Here is an 18,278-nt window from a genome sequence, read left to right on the forward strand (position 1 = left end):
AGACAAATTTCGTGACGACAGTGACTGATCTTCTGATTGTGGGCGGCGGCATCAACGGCGCAGGCATCGCGCGTGATGCGGTGGGCCGGGGCCTCTCGGTGGTGCTCTGCGAGCAGGGCGATCTGGCCGGCTACACCTCCTCCGCCTCCACGAAGCTGATCCATGGCGGCTTGCGCTATCTGGAATACTACGAATTCCGGCTGGTGCGCGAGGCCCTGTTCGAGCGCGAGCGCCTGCTGGAATCCGCCCCCCACATCATCTGGCCCCTGCGCTTCATCCTACCCCATGAAAAGGGCATCCGCCCAGCCTGGTTCGTGCGTCTCGGCCTGTTCCTTTACGACCACCTTGCCCCGCGCAAGAAACTGCCGGGCACCGAGACGATCCACCTGACGCGCCACCTTGCCGGCCAAGCCCTGAAGCCCGGCTTCGACACGGCCTTCGTCTACTCCGACTGCTGGGTCGAGGACAGCCGCATGGTTGCCCTCAACGCCCTCGACGCCTTCGAGAAAGGTGCCGACATCCGGGTCCGCACCAAGCTCGTCTCCGCCCGCCGCGACGGCGACATTTGGGTGGCCACCCTCCAGAACGTGGAGACGGGGCAGAGCGAGGAGGTTCGCGCCAAGGTTGTCGTCAATGCCGGCGGCCCCTTCGTGGCCGACATACTGAACTCCAAGCTCGGTCTCAACACCACCAAGAACGTGCGTCTGGTGAAGGGCAGCCACATCGTGGTGCCCAAGCTCTTCGACACCAAGGAAGCCTTCATTCTCCAGAACACGGACAAGCGGATCGTCTTCGCGATCCCCTATCAGGAGAAGTTCACTCTCATCGGCACGACCGACATCCCGGTCGAGGCCGTGCCGGACAAGAAGGTGGAAATCAGCCAGGACGAGATCCAATACCTCTGCAACGTCGTGAACCACTTCTTCAAGAAGTCGGTGACGCCGGCGGACGTGGTCTGGACCTATTCCGGCGTGCGCCCGCTCTTCGACGACGGCTCCACCAACGCCTCCGCCGTCACTCGCGATTACGTGTTCGATATGGATGCGCCGCAGGATCAGGCGCCGGTTCTGTCGATTTTCGGCGGCAAGATCACCACCTTCCGCAAGCTCGCCGAGCATGCGCTCGACGAACTGAAGGCCTATTTCCCCACCATGAAGCCGTCCTGGACGGAAAAGGCCAAGATGCCGGGCGGCGACATGCCGGATGCGGATTTCGACCGCTTCTTCGCCACCGTGCGCCAGCGATGGCCCTTCCTGCCCGAACATCTCGCCCATCGCCTGGCACGCGCCTACGGCACGCGGATGGAAGAGCTCCTGGGCTCCGCCAAGTCGCTCGCCGATCTCGGTGAAGATTTCGGCGCCGGACTGACGGCAGCGGAGGTCGATTATCTGGTGCGCCGTGAATGGGCGCGCAGTGCTGAGGACATCCTCTGGCGGCGCTCCAAGCTCGGTCTGCACGTGCCGGCCGACGCCGCAGGCAAGATCGACGCGTACATTGCAAAGAACCGCGCGGCCGCCATAGCTGCACAGTAACAACATTTTCGGGGGAGGCCATGGCTCAGTATATCGGCGCCATCGATCAGGGCACGACCAGCTCGCGCTTCATCGTGTTCGACAAGGCAGGAGCCATCGTCTCCGTCGGCCAGAAGGAACACGAGCAGATCTATCCCAAGCCCGGTCATGTGGAACACGACCCGCTCGAGATCTGGCGCAACACGCAGGAGGTCATCCAGGACGCCCTGGCGAAGAAGGGCTTAAAGCCCCAGGACCTCGCCGCCATCGGCATCACCAACCAGCGCGAGACGACGCTGATCTGGGACCGACGCACCGGCAAGCCTCTCTACAATGCCCTCGTCTGGCAGGACACCCGCGTCGATTCCGTCGTCGAGGAATTCGCCAAGGATGGCGGCCATGACCGGTTGCGCGACAAGACCGGCCTGCCGCTGGCGAGCTACTTTTCGGGTCTGAAACTGCGTTGGCTCCTCGACAATGTCCCGGGCGCCCGGGACAAGGCTGCGGCCGGTGATGTGCTGTTCGGCAATATCGACACCTGGCTGGTCTGGAACCTGACAGGCGGTGCCAATGGTGGGTGCCACATCACTGACGTGACAAATGCCAGCCGCACGCAGCTCATGAATCTCCAGAGTCTCGATTGGGACGAGGAGATCCTGAGCCTGTTCGACATCCCGAAAGCCTGCCTGCCGCAGATCCGCTCGTCGAGCGAAGTCTATGGCGAGGCGACCGGCAGCCTCGCTGGCGTTCCCATCGCGGGCATTCTCGGCGATCAGCAGGCGGCGCTCGTGGGGCAGGCCTGCTTCCAGCAGGGCGAGGTGAAGAACACCTACGGCACTGGCTGCTTCATGCTGATGAACACCGGCGAGACCCCCTACCCTTCGAAATGCGGCCTGCTCACCACCGTGGGATACCGCTTCGGCCAGGGAAAGACCGTCTATGCCCTGGAAGGCTCGATCGCCATTGCCGGCGCGCTGGTACAGTGGCTGCGGGACAATCTCGGCCTCATCCGGAACAGCAGCGAAATCGAGACTCTCGCCCGCGGCGTTGACGACAATGGCGGCGTGACCATCGTGCCCGCGTTCTCGGGCCTCTATGCACCGCACTGGAACTCCCATGCTCGCGGCCTGATCGGCGGCCTGACGCGCTTCGCCAACAAAGGCCACATCGCCCGTGCCGCGATCGAGGCCACCGCCTTCCAGACCCGCGAAGTGCTGGATGCCATGACCAAGGATACCGGCATCGCCGTCAAGGAGCTGCGCACGGATGGCGGCATGGTCGTCAACGAGCTTCTGATGCAGTTCCAGGCCGATATCCTGAACGTCCCCGTGGTGCGTCCCAAGGTGATCGAGACCACCGCGCTCGGCGCCGCTTATGCCGCCGGGCTGGCAACGGGATTCTGGAGCGGAACCGACGAACTGGTGCGCAATTGGGCCGTCGACAAGCGCTGGGTTCCGGCCATGGAGGCATCCCGCCGCGAACGGCTGAACGCCGTCTGGGACAAGGCCATAGCCCACTCTCTCGATTGGGTGGACTGACCCCGTGAACGGGCGGCGGCAGGCATGCGCTACTGCCGCCCAATACTTACCCGGTCATGCCGCCAAGGCGGCGCGGATCTTGGAGGCGAAATCCGCCAGGACTTCCGGCTTTTCCATCTGACCCGTATGGGGCTTCAGCGCCACCCCTTCGAAGCGGGGAAGCACGTGGAAGTGGATGTGGAAGACCACCTGCCCGCCTGCGCTCTCATTGAACTGCTGGATCGTCAGGCCATCAGCCGACAGTGCGTTCTTCGTGGCCTTTCCCACAATCTGAACCGCCTTCACCAGTTCGGCCAGATCGTCCGGTGCGACATCCAGCAGATTGCGGGCCTTGATTTTCGGGATCACCAGCACGTGCCCGTCGCCGCGCGGCATGACGTCCATGAAGGCGAGAACCTGATCCGTTTCGTAGACCTTATGGCAGGGAAGCTCGCCGCGCAGAATCTTCGCGAACACGTTATTGTCGTCGTAGGTCATCCCGCCCTCTCCTCCTGAGCATCGTCCTGAGCGTCCCCGGAGGAACGCTTGCGCCAAGCCATTTATACTGATCGGAGCCGACAATCATCTCCTCCGGTCTCAGTGCCATCGTCGATGCCGAGTCCTCCCATGGAAGATCAGTGCTCGCCGTTGTGCAGCGCGGTCTTTTCAGGAGAAGAGGCTGAGCCTGGCATCCGACTTATTCGTAAATAGAGCCCGCCTTTCAACTTGGCCCCAGGCAAGTACCTTCTTGGTTCATATTCCCATGATCATGTTGTTGCCACGTTTATCGGGCTCAAACATTTGAGCTAAGCGTAACAATTCGTATTGGATGAATATTTTCATGAAATTTTTTGCAAAGGTTCCCTCTTCCTTACCGGAACCATCGAATCCGCGAGCGGTTAAGAATCACGAACACCATTCGATAAGGAGGCTTAAATGACGCCAGGTAGTTCGACCTCGAAGCGTGGCTTCGCGTCGATGGATTCTGACCGGCAGCGGGAGATTGCGAGCAAAGGCGGCAAGAGCGTTCCCGCCGAGAAGCGTTCCTTCTCTCAGGATCGTGAACTCGCCTCCGAAGCGGGCCGCAAAGGCGGTCAGGCCTCAGGCAGCACCCGCGGCAACCAGGAATAATTCATTTCCATTTCTTACGGTTTAGGGGCCGCCGAACGGCCCCTTTACTTTTGAGCGCGTCAGAAGCCTCTTGCGACAGGCTCAAGCCAGGGCAGCGGCCTTGCCGGCCCTTTTCTCCGACAGGGAGAGAGCAGTTGCGGCCAGCATGATTCCCATGCCGAGACCTTCAGCCCACCCGAACGGCTCGGCCGCATAAATGCCCCCGACGGCGACGGCGATGACCGGGCTGACGAAGGAATACAGCCCGGCCCGAAAGGCGCCCCAGTCGCGCACGAGCCCGAGATAGATCCAGAAGGCGATCAGCGAGCCTCCCAGCACCAGAATACCGAGACCGAAAAGAGCTCTCGGCTCGGAAAGGGCCGCGAAATACGCCGGATCGTATCCTTCGATGAGGAGGGAAACGGGAACGAGCGCCATCCCATCGATGAGACTTTGCCAGAAGGCCAGCACCAGAGGCGGCATGGACAGGGTCAGCGGCCGGCTGATCACGGAGCCCCAGGCATAGGAAACGGTCCCAATGGCAACGGCGACAAGGCCAAAGGCTGCCATGGTGCCAGTTTGAGCTGCACCTGTTCGACCGGAAAACAGGAGCATGAGCCCCAGGACTCCCAGCCCAATGGCACCCACGCGTCGTTTCGTGATGCGCTCCTGGCCGTAGAGGGCCCCGATGATGATGAGGAAGATCGGCATCAACGACAGATTCACGATCGCTGATAGACCGCTGGGAGCCATTGCGACACCCCAGAACAGGAAACTGTAGCAACCCGTGGTGATTAGGAGCGAGGCGGCAACAACGCGGCCGAACTGGTTGGAATACAGGGGCAGGCTCTGGGCCTTTGCGATCAGGAAGAAGCCAAGTCCAGCGAGCAGGAAACGGGCCGCAGCGAGAAAGATCGGCGGCACGACCTCGGAGGCCACCTTCATCGGCAACCACGTCAGCCCCCAGATGAGCGCCATCAGGGCAAAGGCTGCGATGCGACTCACGCTGGGGACCCGATTACGATCATTCCATCGTCCGAACGAATGATTTCCGACAGGCGGTATCGTGGCAGCGGTAGGTCGGGTTGAACAGACGGATGTCGGGGCTTTTCACAGCGCCCGTCCAGGAAAGGACCTGGGGCTGAGATCCATAAAGGGGATTCACAGGGGCGTCGCGTTGTGACTCAGCCTCTCCGTAGATTGGGGAGGTTTGTGGCGTCGGAGTTCTGGTTAAGCGACGAGCAATGGGCGCGCCTCGCGCCGCTGCTGCCGAACAAGCCGCGTGACCTGACGCTGCTATACGCCCGCCTCCGCAAGTGGTCTCCGATAGCGCAGCTGTAGAGCTCTCGACTGTTAATCGAGCGCCGTTGGTTCGAATCCAACTCGGGAGCCAGCCTTCATCGGCCGGCACATTGATTGTTTAAAGCGGATTTCGCTCCTCCGGCGTGTCATGCCGGCGGATAGGGCCGCGAGGGCGGTGTCGCCAGCGTGAGCAGATTGCCGTCAGGATCACGCACCTGCGCCAGCGTCGAGTAGTCGCCCGCAATATCATCTCCAAGCACGATCCCCAGGCCCTCCAGCCTACGGCGCTCGGCCGCGACATCGTCGACGATCAAGAACATCACGCCCCTGCCGGCGATCTCGTCGTCGGTTGAAAGCGCTAGCCCACCCTGATCGAAGACCTCCCACTGCACCATCGTGTCCATCGGCCGATAGTCAGGTCCGCGACCGAGCAGCTTCGTATACCAGCCTTCGGCCGCCGCAAGGTCTGCGGTCAGCAATACGGTGTAGATCTTCTGCACGTTCATGTGCTCTCCTCCGGGCAGGTTCGGTGCGAAGGCCTGCTCGACCAGAAAGGTTGCCATGATATCGAAGCGGGCAGCCGCCCGGTTTCAGTCATTGAGAAACTCCCCGATAAGCCGCAGCGTCGCATCGTGCATGCTGACCGCGCTTACGACAGCGACCGCATCCGCACCCTGATCAAGAGCCAGAGCGCCGTCCCAAACATTCCGCTCAAAGCGAGCCGGCGCTGGAAAAGCTGCTTCAGCCGCATGCTCTCAGGAGACACAACGCGATCGAGCGTATATCTGCCACCTGAAAGACTGCCGGCGGCTTGCTACTCGGTATGACCGGCCCGCCGCTGTCTACCTTGGCAGCGTACATCTCGCCGCCGTCCTGTAGCGGTTATGAGCACCCTAGTTTCGGAAGTTGAATTCGGCCTTGCCCGAAGCAGCCTCGATGAGGATCTCTTCGGACGGTCCATCGCCCATAAGAGCCCTGAACTCGGTCAGGCCCGGGGGCTCGAACACGATGGCGCCGAGATCCATCTGGCGGATGAGGTCGCCCGCAAGAGCCACCATGAAATCCAGCGACACGATATCCAGAAATGCCGCCGCCTCGATTGCTACGTCCGATGCGGGATTGCGTGCGGAACTGAGCAGGGTCAGCAGGCAGTATTCATCCAGGCTCCCATGGCGAGATCCGATGGGACGGTGCGAGAACGGCCTCCCCCGTTGCCGGGTCAGAGCGAATGCCAGCAGAAGCGCATCGGAAACGATCCCCTTGGCCGTTTCTGGCTTGGTATAGGTCGCAAGCGCCTGTTCAGGCCCATCGAGCAGGGAAAGATCGTATTGATCGTCAAGACTGCTGAGCGACCGGAACACGTCGATGACCGGCACCGTACTCGGATGGAGCAGAAATGCGACGGATCCAGGTGCTGACGAATAGGACGACACTTCAACCATCAATGGGCGAACCTTAGATACGCGGCACGGTTCCCGTCGGCACCACATGAGGCAGCGCCGGGACGAGGAGATGCCGCCTCAACAACAGAGGACAGGTCACCTCGTCCTGAGAGCAAACGGGAATGATGCCACTGAGCATCGAGGCCACAGACGGCCTGTCTCTTGGAGGAGAACTCGAAGTGAGCCGGGAAAACTCGTCCGGGAGCTCCTCCTGGCACAGCACCGCGTCCAGTTCGTTCGTGGCGGTCATTGGTCGTTCCCTCTCATCGCTCTTGAAACGGCAACGTATGCGCCAATCCTCGGTTCCGTGCGGCAAGACGTCTTGCCCGATTGGATCGAACCGAACGGACTCGGGAAATCTTCTTTCGGGTTTTCGGAAGCAGCTCCTTGGGATCACGTTCCGATCTCAACCGCTTAGAGCATCGGACCCAAAAGTGGGGTCCACTTTTGGGTCCGATGCCTTGGAGGGCCAGCGCACCGCAAACAGAAACGGCGCCCGGGTGTGCCCCGGACGCCGCTTACCGACAGAACCGCGTTCCGATTACTGCTTCGGAACAGTCGTCGTCCCGGTTGTACCAGTGGTCGAGCGGTTGGCGTCGTCGTCATCATCGAACGCCGGAGCAGCCTGCAGCTCGGCCTTCGTCATACGGAGAACGACCCGCTCGGGCTCGTTCGGGTTGCTCGAGGACGTGTTCGCCGCCGTGTTGGACGAGCCAGGAGCAGTCGTCGTAGCCGTCGAGCCGGTCGTGTTGACGTTTTTGCTGCTATCCAGGGCCTGTGCCTGCTGGGCGCTCATGAACTCAAGCGACTTGAACGGAACGGCCACATCCTTCTCGCCGATTCCGAGGAAACCACCCACGCCCACGACAGCCGCCATGACCTGACCATTGCGATCCAGGATGACGTCATTGATGTCGCCGATGGACTCGTTGTTGGCACTGACCACACGGGTGCCAATCAGATCGGAGGCCATGATCTGGTTGGCGTCCATCTTGGTCATGAACTGGCCGGACATGGCGCTGCTCTGACCCGTGGTCGAAGACGGACTCGTGGTAGATGCGCCAGGCTGCATGGCTGGCGAGCCCGTGGTGGTCGAGCCGGAACCCGTTGCAGCCGGACGGTCGGTCGAACCTGAAGGGGCCGAGGTCTGTGCGAAGGCGGGTGCAGCCGCGAAGGCCGTCACGACAAGGCAAGCTGCCATATGCTTCTTCAGCATCGTTTTTTCTCCTGAGGATCCATTAAATCGCGTTGGCACCGAAGTGCGCGGGAGTGTAACGCGCGGCACCAGCAACCGTTCCGAATAACGCCTTAATCAAGACAATGTTATCTGGCTTTATATTTCCATATTAAACATGAATACTTGTTAATATTCAGAGACAACACATTTCCATTGCCACTCATCAAGCGACAAGCAGCTCAGATATACCGATAACGGCAACCAACTCTTAGACGATTGGTTCCAATGAAAAGCAGGTGGATGCCACGACCTGACTGACGTGCGATCACTAGAGCATCGTTAGGGCGGACCCGGAGGGCCGCGTCAGCGAAAAACGGATCCACTTTTCACTGGCGTGGCCCTCCGGGTCCGCACGATGCGCTAGGCTCAATCACGGCGAGAACAGGACGCCATCCGACAGCGAGGCTGCGACGACATTCGCTCTCGGTGCGATTATTGCGGCTCTGATCGCCTTCAGGAAAGGGATTGCTCCAGTAGCGCGAGGCAGAGGCTCGGCATCCGATGAGCGTTGCCTTTCACTAACGGACTGACATCGCCCACACAGCCGACCGGATTGCGGGCTTTCGGCTTCTGTTCCCGCGGAGCCTCGATGCCTTCCTGACGGCGGGCGGGATGTTGGGCGACAGGGTTGTCCGTCTCGTCCTTGAGAGTGACGACGGGCAGATCCGTGTCTCGCGCGAAGATCGTGATCCCGGTGCGTGGATCCGACTTGTAAAGCACCTTTCCATCATGGTCGCGCAGGACCACGGCAGCATTGGTGACTCCGATCAGTTCTACGATCGACACCGCTGCCGGCTTGCTGGCCGGGACCGGCGCAGCAAGCCGGTCACCCTTGACCGATCCGGCGGCCGCGAGAGCCAGAGCTTCGGACTGCATCAGGGGCGGCATATTGAAGGACGCGGGGGCGAAACTTCCGGCCACGAAGAAAGCCCCAGCCAGTCCGACCAAAGCTACGGGTGTGCGGAACATTCCCCTCTCCTGCTATCCACCTCAGCAATTCGAGAAAATAACGCGACCATATCTTTGATGTTCCTGCCTGCTTCCGTAGGAGTGACGAATAAAAAGGGACATAAAAAAGCTGGGAACCTTTGTTTTCGATAGGGCGTTCTTAAAGCACCGGCCTCCTGGTCCTCCCCGCATTCCCCTTGTGCATTGGCCGGCACCTTAGACGGGCTCATGAGCCCGTCTTTTTTTGCCCTGAATACATCATCATAAAAGAAAAGCCCGGCCAGAGGCCGGGCGATTACTTGGTAACCCCTGTCGCTTTGGGATCAGGCCGTGGCAGCACGCGCCTCGCGACGCCGGGCGCTCTGCTGGAAGAACAGGGCCTGACTGATAACGGCCGAAACATTCGCCGGCTGGAAGGGCTTGGCGATCAGGAAGGCCGGCTCAGGCCGCTCACCGGTGAGGAAGCGCTCAGGGTAAGCCGTGATGAAGATCACCGGTACCTCGAAGGCCTTGAGGAGATCGTTGACGGCGTCGAGACCAGAGCTGCCATCCGCGAGCTGGATATCGGCAAGAATCAGACCCGGCTGCTTCGCCGTGGCCAGCTTCACGGCCTCTGTCCTGGTGCGGGCGACGCCCGTCACGTTGTGGCCGAGGCCTTCAACCAGAGCCTCGAGATCCATGGCGATCAGAGGCTCATCCTCGATGATGAGAATATCGGTGGCCATGTCGGCCGCCAGTTCCCGGCCCGCTTCGTCGACGAGTTCGCGAACGGTCTTCGTATCGACGTCGAGGATCTGGCCGACCTCTTCCTCTCCAAAACCTTCAAGGCAGGACAGGAGGAAGGCCTGGCGGGGCAGCGGGGTGATCTGTCCGAGACGGACTTCCGCTGGCAGATCGCGCTGGATCTGCTCGCTGCGGCCATTCACTGACAGGGAATTCCAGATTCGGGTGAAGACCTGGAAGAGCTCGACCTTTACGTTTCCGGAAGGGCCGATGGTCTCAGGCTCGCTGACGAGGGTTTCCAAGGTGGCGGCCACATAGGCGTCTCCAGCCATCTGGCTGCCTGTGAGAGCGCGTGCGTAGCGGCGAAGATACGGTAAATGCTGGACGACAAGCTGCGCTGTCGACATTCGCTTCCCCTTAACTGTGCTTTTGACTCGTTGTACCGACGGACCATTCAACGTGGCAAAGCTGCAAAAGTTCCATGAATGGAACCGGGTGCCGCAACCAGCGTTATTGCTCGAAAACCAATATATGGATATTGCCAAGGTTGGCTATCCCTCTGAAAGATAATGGGATGGCAAGGGGACGACGATGACGGTTGATAAGGGGAACAAGCTTGCTCGGACCATTCTGGACACGTCCGTGAGCAATAAGCTTGCAACCGATCCTAAGCTCGACAGCGGCAGCCAAAAGCGCATCGGCGACCAACTGCGCGCCATGTACGACGAGCTCATGCAGCAACCTGTCCCTGACCGTTTCAAGGAACTGCTTGACCAGCTGGACAAGAAGAACGGAGGAAAGGGGGGGTCTCAATGACCCCAGAACCCGAACCGGAGTTACGAGATGCCCTTCTCGCGGCGGTCCCCAGCCTTCGCGCCTTCGCTATCTCGCTCTCGGGTCAGGTCGACAGGGCCGACGATCTCGTCCAGGACACCCTCTTAAGAGCTCTGGCCAATCTGCATCGGTTCGAACCGGGAACGAACCTGAATGCCTGGCTTTTCACCATCCTGCGCAATCTCTTCCATTCCGAATATCGCAAGCGCCGCCGTGAGGTCGAGGATCCGGACGGGTCCTATGCCGGACGCCTGAAGGTGCAGCCCGAACAGGGCTCACACCTGGATTTCGAGGATTTCCGGAGCGCTCTCTCCAAGCTTCCACCGGACCAAAGGGAAGCACTGCTTCTGGTCGGCGCCTCGGGCTTTTCCTACGAGGAAGCTGCGCATATCTGCGGCTGCGCGGTCGGCACCATCAAGAGCCGCGTGAACCGGGCGCGGTTTCGTCTCGCCTCGCTGTTGAATGTCGACGACATCGAGGACCTCGGCCCCGACAGCATGACACGAGCTGCCCTGCAGGGCTGACCTCGCACGCCCTGTCCATGTCAGCAGCACAAACGAAAACGCCGCCCTTTCGGAGCGGCGTTTGCGAATAAGGATGCGTCTGCCATCACATGGGGCTTCGTCCACGCAGCAGGCCGATGACGGCCGAGATGGCGAAGAGAACGATCGCGACGAAGAAGATCAGCTTGGCGATCTCGACAGCGGTACCGGCGATACCACCGAAGCCGAACAGAGCGGCGACCAGAGCGATAATGAGAAAAGTGACTGCCCAACCGAGCATGGTGTTACCTCGCTAAAGTACAATCGACTTCAAGCCGACGATGCTCAAACAACGCCAAGCGCGACTGTAGGGTTCCATTGCGCGAAGCATGATCGTCGGCGTTCATCAATCATTCAAAAGTAGTTTGGCAGGCTTTTATTCGCATGGAACTCGTCTTCAACCCATACGTTTTCCAGATCACTTGGGAGAGATGGTCAATGACTCGTTCAGTTGCCCTTCGTGCATTTTGTATCTTTGCCGTTGTTACTGCTCTTTCAGCCATCACTGGTGCGGTTTCTCAGGTCGAAATTGCAGAAGTACTCTTCCTGATCGGCGGCTCGCTTTCAGCCATCATGCTTTTCTTCGCCTTGACGACACCTGCGCATGGCCTCGTTCCGGTGCGTGTCCGTCGCAGACACTGATGTCATAACGGCAATCGTAAAGCGGGCGGCCCGTCAGGCCGCCCTTTTTGTTATTCAAGCCTCTGTCGGATCGCCACCATTCGGATGCAGAACCGAACCGGTGATGTAAGAGGAATCCTCGCAAGCCAGGAACAGGAAGGACGGCGCCACCTCGTTCGGTTGTCCGGGACGCTCCATGGGCGTGTTGGCCCCGAACTGCTTCACCTTCTCGGCCGGAAAGGTCGATGGAATGAGCGGCGTCCAGATCGGACCGGGTGCGACGCCATTGACGCGGATTCCCTCGCTCGCAAGCTTCTGCGCCAGCGAGCGCGTGAAGGCCACGATGGCACCTTTGGTGGCGCTGTAGTCGAGAAGATCTCCACTACCGCGATAAGCCGTCACCGAGGCCGTGTTGACGATCGCAGCTCCCTTCTTGAGGTGCGGCTTGGCGGCCTGCACCATGTAGAAATAGCCGAAGATGTTGGTGCGGAAGGTGCGGTCGATCTGATCCGGCGTAATCTCGCCGATGTCCTTCTTCGGATGCTGCTCGGCCGCGTTGTTGACGAGCACGTCGAGCTTGCCGAAACGCTTGATGACCTGATCGACGGCAGAGCGGCAGAAATCCGGATCGCCGACATCGCCGGCGATGGTCAGGCATGTGCGCCCCTCCCGCTCGATGAGCCGCTTCGTCTCCTGCGCATCCTCGCACTCGTTCAGATACAGGATGGCGAGATCGGCGCCTTCGCGGGCGAAGAGAACGGCTGTCGCCCGCCCGATACCGCTGTCGCCGCCGGTGATGAGGGCAACCTTCCCTTTCAATCGCCCGCTGCCGGGATAGCGGGGCTCGTAGTCGGGACGCGGATTCATCTCGGTCTCATGACCGGGCTGCTGATCCTGGACCTGAGGCGGCAAGGTCTGTTTCTGTTCGGAGCTCATGGCATCTCCCATGCAGGAAAAGGATGCGGAGCTTCGAACGGCCGGGATCGAGAAAGGCCATGCAAGACGAAGCCCGCGTTGAGGCTCAACGCGGGCTCCAAAGGCGTGTTCCTGGAAAAGGACCGTACCTATTCCGCTGCGTGCGGACGCTCGGCCGGCGCAGGCGCCATCCGCAGGATGTGGTAGAGGATGATCGCGCCGAAGGTGGCCGTGCCGATGCCGTCGAGCGTGAAGCCCGCAACGTTCAGCTTGAAGTTGCCGGCCCCGAGGACAAGGGCCACCGCCACGGTGATGAGATTGCGCGGGTTCGAGAAATCGACCCGGTTCTCCACCCAGATCCGGCCCGCGGTCGCGGCGATCAGGCCGAACACCACGATGGACAACCCGCCGAGCACCGGCCCCGGAATGGTGCCGATGAAGGCTCCGAACTTGGGCGACAGGCCGAGAAGCAGCGCGAAGCCGGCCGCGATGACGAAGACCAGCGTCGAGTAGATGCGGGTCACGGCCATCACGCCCATGTTCTCGGCGTAAGTGGTCATGCCCGTACCGCCGGCAGAGCCGGACAGCATAGTGGCAAGACCGTCGCCCATGAAGGCGCGGCCGAGATAGGGATCGAGGTTGCGGCCGGTCATAGCGCCGATGGCCTTGATGTGCCCGAGGTTCTCCGCCACCAGGATGATCGCCACAGGAGCGATCAGGCTGATCGCCCGCGCATCGAAGACCGGGCTCTGGAAGGTCGGAAGACCGAACCAGGCGGCCTGACTGATCTTGGTGAAGTCGATCGGCTGCCCGAGCCCTAAGATGTTGGCGCAGATGTAGTAGATCAGGTAGCCGGCGGCACCGCCGATCAGCACCGGCAGGCGGCGCGCCGTGCCCGGCGCATAGACGGCGACGAGGCCCACCGCCACGACGGTGGCGAGCGCGATCCAGCGCGCGAAATCGTTGCCGGCCGCATTATCGGGCGTGACCCCGGAGGCGCTGTTGATGGCAATCGGCGCCAGCACGAGGCCGATGGCGGCCACGATGGCGCCCGTCACCACCGGCGGCATCAGCCGCTCGATCCAGCGGTGTCCCGCCATCTGCACCACGACGCCGATCAGGAAATAGAGCGCACCCGCCGCGATGATGCCGCCGAGCGCCAGGGAAATGTTCGGATTGGGGCTGCCCACGCTCGCGCCCGTGGCGACGAGAACGGGTCCGATGAAGGCGAAGCTCGAGCCGAGATAGCTCGGCACCCGGCCGCCGACCACGAAGAAGAAGATGATGGTGGCAAGACCCGAGAACAGGATCGAGACGTTGGGGTCGAAACCCATCAGGATCGGCGCCAGCACGGTTGCGCCGAACATGGCCACCACGTGCTGCAGGCCCACGATCACCATCTGGCCGGTCGGCAGCCGTTCGTCCGGCATGATGACGCCTTCGGTCTTCAGGCTCCATCGTGGCAAGAAACTGTCGGTCATGATTACACCCCCAAAATGACCCTGGTTATGGTTCCTGGGGCTGCACCGTAGACTCGCTATCGGTGGAATGGCTAGGTGGGATAAGGACTTATTAACCGCCGTAAGGGCCCGGATTCTGGACAAGTGCCCGTTGGGCGCTCACATCATGGGCGACGTGATGAACGAGGGTGACGATGCGCAAGGACCATGATGTGCCGGTCGGCACGGTACATAGCCTCTGGCTCGACAGCCAAAGCCTCAAGGGCAACCTTCTCGGGGACCCGTCCCGCCGCCGGATCGATGTCTATGTACCGGCGGGCCATGACGGCCGGAACCTGCCCCTCCTCGTCGATCTCGTCGGTTACACGGCGGGCGGGCCGGCCCATACCAACTGGAAGAACTACAGCGAGAACGTGCCGGAGCGCCTCGACCGCCTGATCGGCACGGGCGCCATGCCGCCGGTCGTCGTGGCCTTTCCCGATTGCTTCACGCGCCTTGGCGGCAACCAATATGTGGACAGCGCGGCCATGGGGCTTTGGGAGACCTTCCTGATCCGGGAGATGCTGCCCTTCGTCGAGGAGCGCTTCGGTTGCGGCGGAGACGGGCGCCGGGGCGTGTTCGGCAAGAGCTCGGGCGGCTTCGGAGCCATGGTCCATGCCCTGCGCCACGGCGGCTCGGTCTGGTCGGCGGCGGCCTCCCATTCCGGCGATGTGGGTTTCGAGTATCTCTATCACCTCGGCGAATTCGCCGGCGCGCTGCGCCACCTCGTCGACCACAACATGTCCATCGAGGCTTTCTTACGCAAATTCGAGGCCGGTCCGAAGGCCAAGGATAAGGACTGGCATACGTTGATGCTGCTCGCCCAGGCCGCGAGCTTCGATCCCGATCCGAGCCAGTTCTACGGCATCCGCCTGCCGGTCGATCTTGAGACCTGCGAGATCATCGAGGAGCGCTGGGACAACTGGCTGCGCTGGGATCCTTTGCGCATGGTCGATCAGGCCGAGTATCAGGCGAATCTGCGCAAGCTGAAGACCTTCTTCATCGATTGCGGAGACATCGACCAATACAACATGGTCTATGGCTCGCGGATCATGCACCGGAAGCTCGAAGCTGCCGGGATTGCGCATACTTACGAGGAATTCCACGACGACCATTCTTCGGTCGATTACCGCATGGACATCAGCCTGCCGCTTCTGGCGAAGGCGCTCACTTAAGAGGTTGGATCACGCCCCGCCGGGCTCGTCCTCGGTCGGCAATTCGCAGTGATTATGGATATGGGTCGCGGCGAGCGCCGCGTGCCCCATCCCGACCACGATCTGGTCGAGACCGCGGACGATGTCGCCCGCGGCATAAAGGCCTTTGACACTCGTCTGGCAATGGCGGTCGACAATGAGAGCGCCCGACTTGTCATGCTCGGCGCCGAGCGAGATCGCGAGATCCGATCGGTACTTGAGCCCAAGCGCCGAATAGAGCACGTCGAAGCGGTGCTCCTTGCCGCCCATATGCACGGCGGAGATCCGGTCGTCTTCCATGTCGAGGGATTCGACCGGCGTTTCCACGATCTTGATGTCGTGCTCCTCGAGCCTGCCCCGCTGCTCCGGATTCAGCTCCAGAGGCTGCCCCAGGGTAAGCAGGGTCACATCACGGGAATAGGTGCGGGCGATGAAAACCGCCTCCCCTATCCCGTGCGAACCATAGGCGATGACGGCGATCTTCCGATCCCGCGATTCATAACCGTCGCAGATCGGGCAATACCGAACGAGGCCACGCTGCACCGCATTGGGCAAGTCGGGTAGATCGGGCTCGATATCGACGGAGCCGGTGGCGAGCACCACGCGCTTGGCCGCGATCTGGCATGTGCTGCCATCATTGCCTTCCACGACCCCGATGAAACGGTCCGGCTGCTTGCGCAGGCCGGTGACCTGCCCCGTCCGGATCGGAGCGCCGTATTGCTCGAGGCTGGCCCGGGCGCGGGCCAGAATGTCCTCGCCCGAAATACCCTCGGCAAAGACGGGAATGTTGTGACTGGTCGGAATCCACGCCGCCCGCGGCGTGCCGCCGTCCACCACCGCGAACCGGCGCTTGAAACGGGCCAGGTACAGTCCCGTCGTCAGCCCTGCCGGCCCTCCGCCAACGATCAGGCAATCCAGAATGTCCCCGTTCGACCCCATGCCCGCATGATCTCCCCGCTGGCCTCACAGGAGGCACAACACATGAGGGCGGGAAAAGGTCATGCACCTTTGCCGCGTTCTGTCTGATCAGGCAAGCTGATGGTGTCAGCGGGTCGGCTGCAAGCGGTGCCACCGCGTTGGGTTCGTTCTGCCAAAACCTGATCGCCAGACGCTTCTGCAAGCCCCTTGGTATCCGTCCAAGAGGGGATCAGCGAGTTTTGATGACATCGCACTTGACGTAACGTAAGTAACGATATAATATTATTGTCGATATGGAGGAGGCCGCCCATGCTTGGTGATCATGATCCTGCCAATGCCTGCTCGGCCAACCTCTCTTACGCCATCGCCTCGGCTCGCGCGGTTGTTATGGCCTTGATCGCGCGGGACCGCGATGCGGCCGAAGAAGCCGCTCTGCGCACCTGCCGCGACTGTGATCTTCTGATCCGCCTCATTCGCGATCTTGCAGCGGTGCTGACGACGAATGACCTCAACCAGCTGACGTGCACTCAGGCAGAACTTGTATGGTTGGCCCGGCGCGCAGAGTACGTGCTGACCTTTGTGGGTGTGCCAACACAGAAAGACCCGTCACCGCGTGTCCCTTGTGCACAACGCGACACCGACAGGACACCCGTCTTCCGGCAACAAGCCCCTGCTGCCTCCGCTCTCACCGTCGCCGCGACCGGTCTGCGGGTTCGGCTCATTCCGATCGATGGCGGTGAAGCAGCCGCCTCGTCCCACGGCGATCGAGACCATGATCAGCATGGGCTTGAAGTGGACGCGAATCCCAAGCCCCTCAAACGATGACGGCTATGCGACATGCCCCTTGTTGCACCAAACGATGTGGGAACGACACGGCGGCGCAAGCTCACGCCGCGCCAGCGACTGGCGATTTGGGAACGTGCCCGCGGCATCTGCGTCCTGTGTGAGCAACCGATCGATGGTGTTCGGGAGCGTTGGATCATCGAACACATTCGCGCGCTCGAGCTCGGAGGCCTGGATGAACCGGACAACATGGGACCGGCGCATGAAACCTGTGGGCTGCGCAAGACACAGGATGACCATCGCCGCGCCGCCAAAGCCAAGAAGCAGAAGATCCAGCATCTCGGTGCTGCGCAATCCAAACGTCCGATGCCCTGTGGCCGGCAAAGCCGCTGGAAGAAAAGACTTGATGGCACCATCGTGCCGCGCCAGTAGCGCGTCGTCTTCGTCTTCAGGCCAGCTGGAGGCTGAGCCAACGTGTGCAGCCGGCTCGTGCCGGCAATGACCGAGGCCTATCTCTTGGCCCAGTTTTCGAGTGTGAGGCCGCCAACCCGCTGAAACTCTTTCTCATTGTTTGTCACGAGAGTTAAGTTCAGGCTCATGGCATGGGCTGCGATCCAAAGATCATTGTTGCCAATCAAGGCACCGCGCGCCGACAGATCAGACCGAATCAGTCCATAGGTGTCTGCCACATCCGTCGCCATGGGGACCACGGGAATGAGCTCTGTGAGCTCGTCCAAGATCATCATCGCTTTGTCGGAGTCCTGGCTTTTGCGGGCCCCGTAGACCAGCTCACCATAGGTGATGACGGAGATCACCGTCGAGCCGGGGTTCAAGGCCTTGAACCGATCCAGCACGGATGGTGGGCGTTCCCGGCGAATGTAGATGCAGATATTGGTATCGAGGAGATATCGGGGTTCGGGCATTACAGGCCCTTACGCTCCTGAGGGGGAGCATCGTCGCGCTCGACTTCCGGAAGATCACACAGCAATTCGAAGGCGCGTGCCAGGCTTCTGGGCTTCTCGCGCAGGACGATCTCGTCGCCGCGGCGGAAAATCTCGACCTCGTCGCTCGTGAGGCGAAATTGTTTGGGCAGCCGAACGGCTTGGCTGTTGCCAGACCGGAAAACCTTAGCGAATGCCATGCGCACTCTCCGTATATACACGATAGTATATACGCACGGAGG

At 61.1% G+C, this 18,278-nt stretch carries 23 protein-coding genes and 1 tRNA gene; 10 read left to right on the plus strand and 14 right to left on the minus strand.

Features of this window, described 5'->3' with window-relative positions:
* The first annotated feature begins 11 nt into the window (after positions 1–11).
* Both JO965_RS18635 and glpK read left to right on the plus strand, forming a co-directional pair.
* Positions 12–1,532, plus strand: coding sequence for a glycerol-3-phosphate dehydrogenase (locus JO965_RS18635; RefSeq protein WP_203440506.1), 1,521 nt, complete (start codon positions 12–14; stop codon positions 1,530–1,532).
* Positions 1,533–1,552: 20 nt separating this feature from the next.
* On the plus strand, positions 1,553–3,049 hold the full coding sequence (gene glpK / locus JO965_RS18640; RefSeq protein ID WP_203440507.1) for a glycerol kinase GlpK: 1,497 nt from the start codon (positions 1,553–1,555) through the stop codon (positions 3,047–3,049).
* 54 nt (positions 3,050–3,103) lie between these two features.
* On the opposite strand, the gene JO965_RS18645 is transcribed toward glpK, so the two are convergent.
* Positions 3,104–3,526, minus strand: coding sequence for an HIT family protein (locus JO965_RS18645; RefSeq protein WP_203440508.1), 423 nt, complete (start codon positions 3,524–3,526; stop codon positions 3,104–3,106).
* 438 nt (positions 3,527–3,964) lie between these two features.
* Here JO965_RS18645 and JO965_RS18650 point away from each other — a divergent pair, with 438 nt between their 5' ends.
* Entirely contained in the window at positions 3,965–4,159 is a 195-nt protein-coding gene (locus JO965_RS18650; protein WP_099508661.1) for a general stress protein, read from the plus strand.
* Between the two features lie 81 nt (positions 4,160–4,240).
* Here the strand turns inward: JO965_RS18650 and JO965_RS18655 are convergent, their stop codons facing one another.
* Positions 4,241–5,143, minus strand: coding sequence for a DMT family transporter (locus tag JO965_RS18655; protein ID WP_246776618.1), 903 nt, complete (start codon positions 5,141–5,143; stop codon positions 4,241–4,243).
* 315 nt (positions 5,144–5,458) lie between these two features.
* Between JO965_RS18655 and JO965_RS18660 the strand changes: the two genes are divergently transcribed.
* Positions 5,459–5,531, plus strand: a tRNA-Asn gene (locus JO965_RS18660).
* A 55-nt stretch (positions 5,532–5,586) separates the two neighbouring features.
* Here the strand turns inward: JO965_RS18660 and JO965_RS18665 are convergent.
* The 6 genes from JO965_RS18665 to JO965_RS18690 all read right to left on the minus strand — a co-directional run bounded on the left by JO965_RS18665 (position 5,587) and on the right by JO965_RS18690 (position 10,197).
* Positions 5,587–6,003 carry a VOC family protein gene (locus JO965_RS18665; RefSeq protein WP_246776619.1) on the minus strand — a complete coding sequence of 139 codons (417 nt, stop codon included), beginning with the start codon at positions 6,001–6,003 and terminating at the stop codon, positions 5,587–5,589.
* A 330-nt stretch (positions 6,004–6,333) separates the two neighbouring features.
* Positions 6,334–6,882 carry a hypothetical protein gene (locus JO965_RS18670; protein WP_203440509.1) on the minus strand — a complete coding sequence of 183 codons (549 nt, stop codon included), beginning with the start codon at positions 6,880–6,882 and terminating at the stop codon, positions 6,334–6,336.
* A 13-nt stretch (positions 6,883–6,895) separates the two neighbouring features.
* Complete coding sequence (locus JO965_RS18675) at positions 6,896–7,132, minus strand: hypothetical protein (protein ID WP_203440510.1); 237 nt, start codon at positions 7,130–7,132, stop codon at positions 6,896–6,898.
* A 291-nt stretch (positions 7,133–7,423) separates the two neighbouring features.
* The gene (locus JO965_RS18680; RefSeq protein WP_203440511.1) at positions 7,424–8,098 is read right to left on the minus strand and encodes a PRC-barrel domain-containing protein; all 675 of its coding nucleotides are present in this window, start codon (positions 8,096–8,098) and stop codon (positions 7,424–7,426) included.
* Positions 8,099–8,572: 474 nt separating this feature from the next.
* A complete protein-coding gene (locus JO965_RS18685) occupies positions 8,573–9,088 on the minus strand; it encodes a hypothetical protein (RefSeq protein WP_203440512.1) in 516 nt (171 codons plus the stop codon).
* A gap of 302 nt (positions 9,089–9,390) precedes the next feature.
* Positions 9,391–10,197 (minus strand): response regulator, encoded by an 807-nt coding sequence (locus tag JO965_RS18690; protein WP_203440513.1) that lies wholly within the window; start codon positions 10,195–10,197, stop codon positions 9,391–9,393.
* 184 nt (positions 10,198–10,381) lie between these two features.
* Here JO965_RS18690 and JO965_RS18695 point away from each other — a divergent pair, with 184 nt between their 5' ends.
* Both JO965_RS18695 and JO965_RS18700 read left to right on the plus strand, forming a co-directional pair.
* Positions 10,382–10,606, plus strand: coding sequence for a NepR family anti-sigma factor (locus JO965_RS18695; protein ID WP_203440514.1), 225 nt, complete (start codon positions 10,382–10,384; stop codon positions 10,604–10,606).
* Positions 10,603–11,148, plus strand: a complete 546-nt coding sequence (locus tag JO965_RS18700) for a sigma-70 family RNA polymerase sigma factor (RefSeq protein WP_203440515.1) — start codon at positions 10,603–10,605, stop codon at positions 11,146–11,148. Before JO965_RS18695 ends, JO965_RS18700 begins: the two co-directional genes overlap by 4 nt.
* An 85-nt stretch (positions 11,149–11,233) precedes the next feature.
* On the opposite strand, the gene JO965_RS18705 is transcribed toward JO965_RS18700, so the two are convergent.
* A complete protein-coding gene (locus JO965_RS18705) occupies positions 11,234–11,407 on the minus strand; it encodes a DUF1328 domain-containing protein (RefSeq protein WP_009494036.1) in 174 nt (57 codons plus the stop codon).
* 197 nt (positions 11,408–11,604) lie between these two features.
* Here JO965_RS18705 and JO965_RS18710 point away from each other — a divergent pair, with 197 nt between their 5' ends.
* A complete protein-coding gene (locus JO965_RS18710; protein ID WP_203440516.1) occupies positions 11,605–11,808 on the plus strand; it encodes a hypothetical protein in 204 nt (67 codons plus the stop codon).
* Positions 11,809–11,862: 54 nt separating this feature from the next.
* On the opposite strand, the gene JO965_RS18715 is transcribed toward JO965_RS18710, so the two are convergent.
* Complete coding sequence (locus JO965_RS18715) at positions 11,863–12,723, minus strand: SDR family oxidoreductase (RefSeq protein ID WP_203440517.1); 861 nt, start codon at positions 12,721–12,723, stop codon at positions 11,863–11,865.
* 128 nt (positions 12,724–12,851) lie between these two features.
* Entirely contained in the window at positions 12,852–14,183 is a 1,332-nt protein-coding gene (locus JO965_RS18720; protein ID WP_203440518.1) for a solute carrier family 23 protein, read from the minus strand.
* Positions 14,184–14,356: 173 nt separating this feature from the next.
* On the opposite strand from JO965_RS18720, the gene JO965_RS18725 reads away from it, so the two are divergent.
* The gene (locus JO965_RS18725) at positions 14,357–15,376 is read left to right on the plus strand and encodes an alpha/beta hydrolase family protein (RefSeq protein ID WP_203440519.1); all 1,020 of its coding nucleotides are present in this window, start codon (positions 14,357–14,359) and stop codon (positions 15,374–15,376) included.
* A 9-nt stretch (positions 15,377–15,385) separates the two neighbouring features.
* Here JO965_RS18725 and JO965_RS18730 read toward each other — a convergent pair whose 3' ends face one another.
* The gene (locus JO965_RS18730) at positions 15,386–16,333 is read right to left on the minus strand and encodes an NAD(P)/FAD-dependent oxidoreductase (protein WP_203440520.1); all 948 of its coding nucleotides are present in this window, start codon (positions 16,331–16,333) and stop codon (positions 15,386–15,388) included.
* Positions 16,334–16,621: 288 nt separating this feature from the next.
* Between JO965_RS18730 and JO965_RS18735 the strand changes: the two genes are divergently transcribed.
* Complete coding sequence (locus tag JO965_RS18735; RefSeq protein ID WP_203440521.1) at positions 16,622–17,137, plus strand: hypothetical protein; 516 nt, start codon at positions 16,622–16,624, stop codon at positions 17,135–17,137.
* A gap of 12 nt (positions 17,138–17,149) precedes the next feature.
* Positions 17,150–17,527 (plus strand): HNH endonuclease signature motif containing protein, encoded by a 378-nt coding sequence (locus tag JO965_RS18740; RefSeq protein ID WP_203440522.1) that lies wholly within the window; start codon positions 17,150–17,152, stop codon positions 17,525–17,527.
* Between the two features lie 77 nt (positions 17,528–17,604).
* On the opposite strand, the gene JO965_RS18745 is transcribed toward JO965_RS18740, so the two are convergent.
* On the minus strand, positions 17,605–18,018 hold the full coding sequence (locus tag JO965_RS18745) for a type II toxin-antitoxin system VapC family toxin (RefSeq protein ID WP_203440523.1): 414 nt from the start codon (positions 18,016–18,018) through the stop codon (positions 17,605–17,607).
* Positions 18,018–18,236, minus strand: a complete 219-nt coding sequence (locus JO965_RS18750; RefSeq protein WP_203440524.1) for an antitoxin — start codon at positions 18,234–18,236, stop codon at positions 18,018–18,020. Before JO965_RS18750 ends, JO965_RS18745 begins: the two co-directional genes overlap by 1 nt.
* Positions 18,237–18,278 lie beyond the last annotated feature (42 nt).

The sequence above is a fragment of the Microvirga sp. VF16 genome (assembly GCF_016864375.1).
Classification (GTDB): domain Bacteria; phylum Pseudomonadota; class Alphaproteobacteria; order Rhizobiales; family Beijerinckiaceae; genus Microvirga.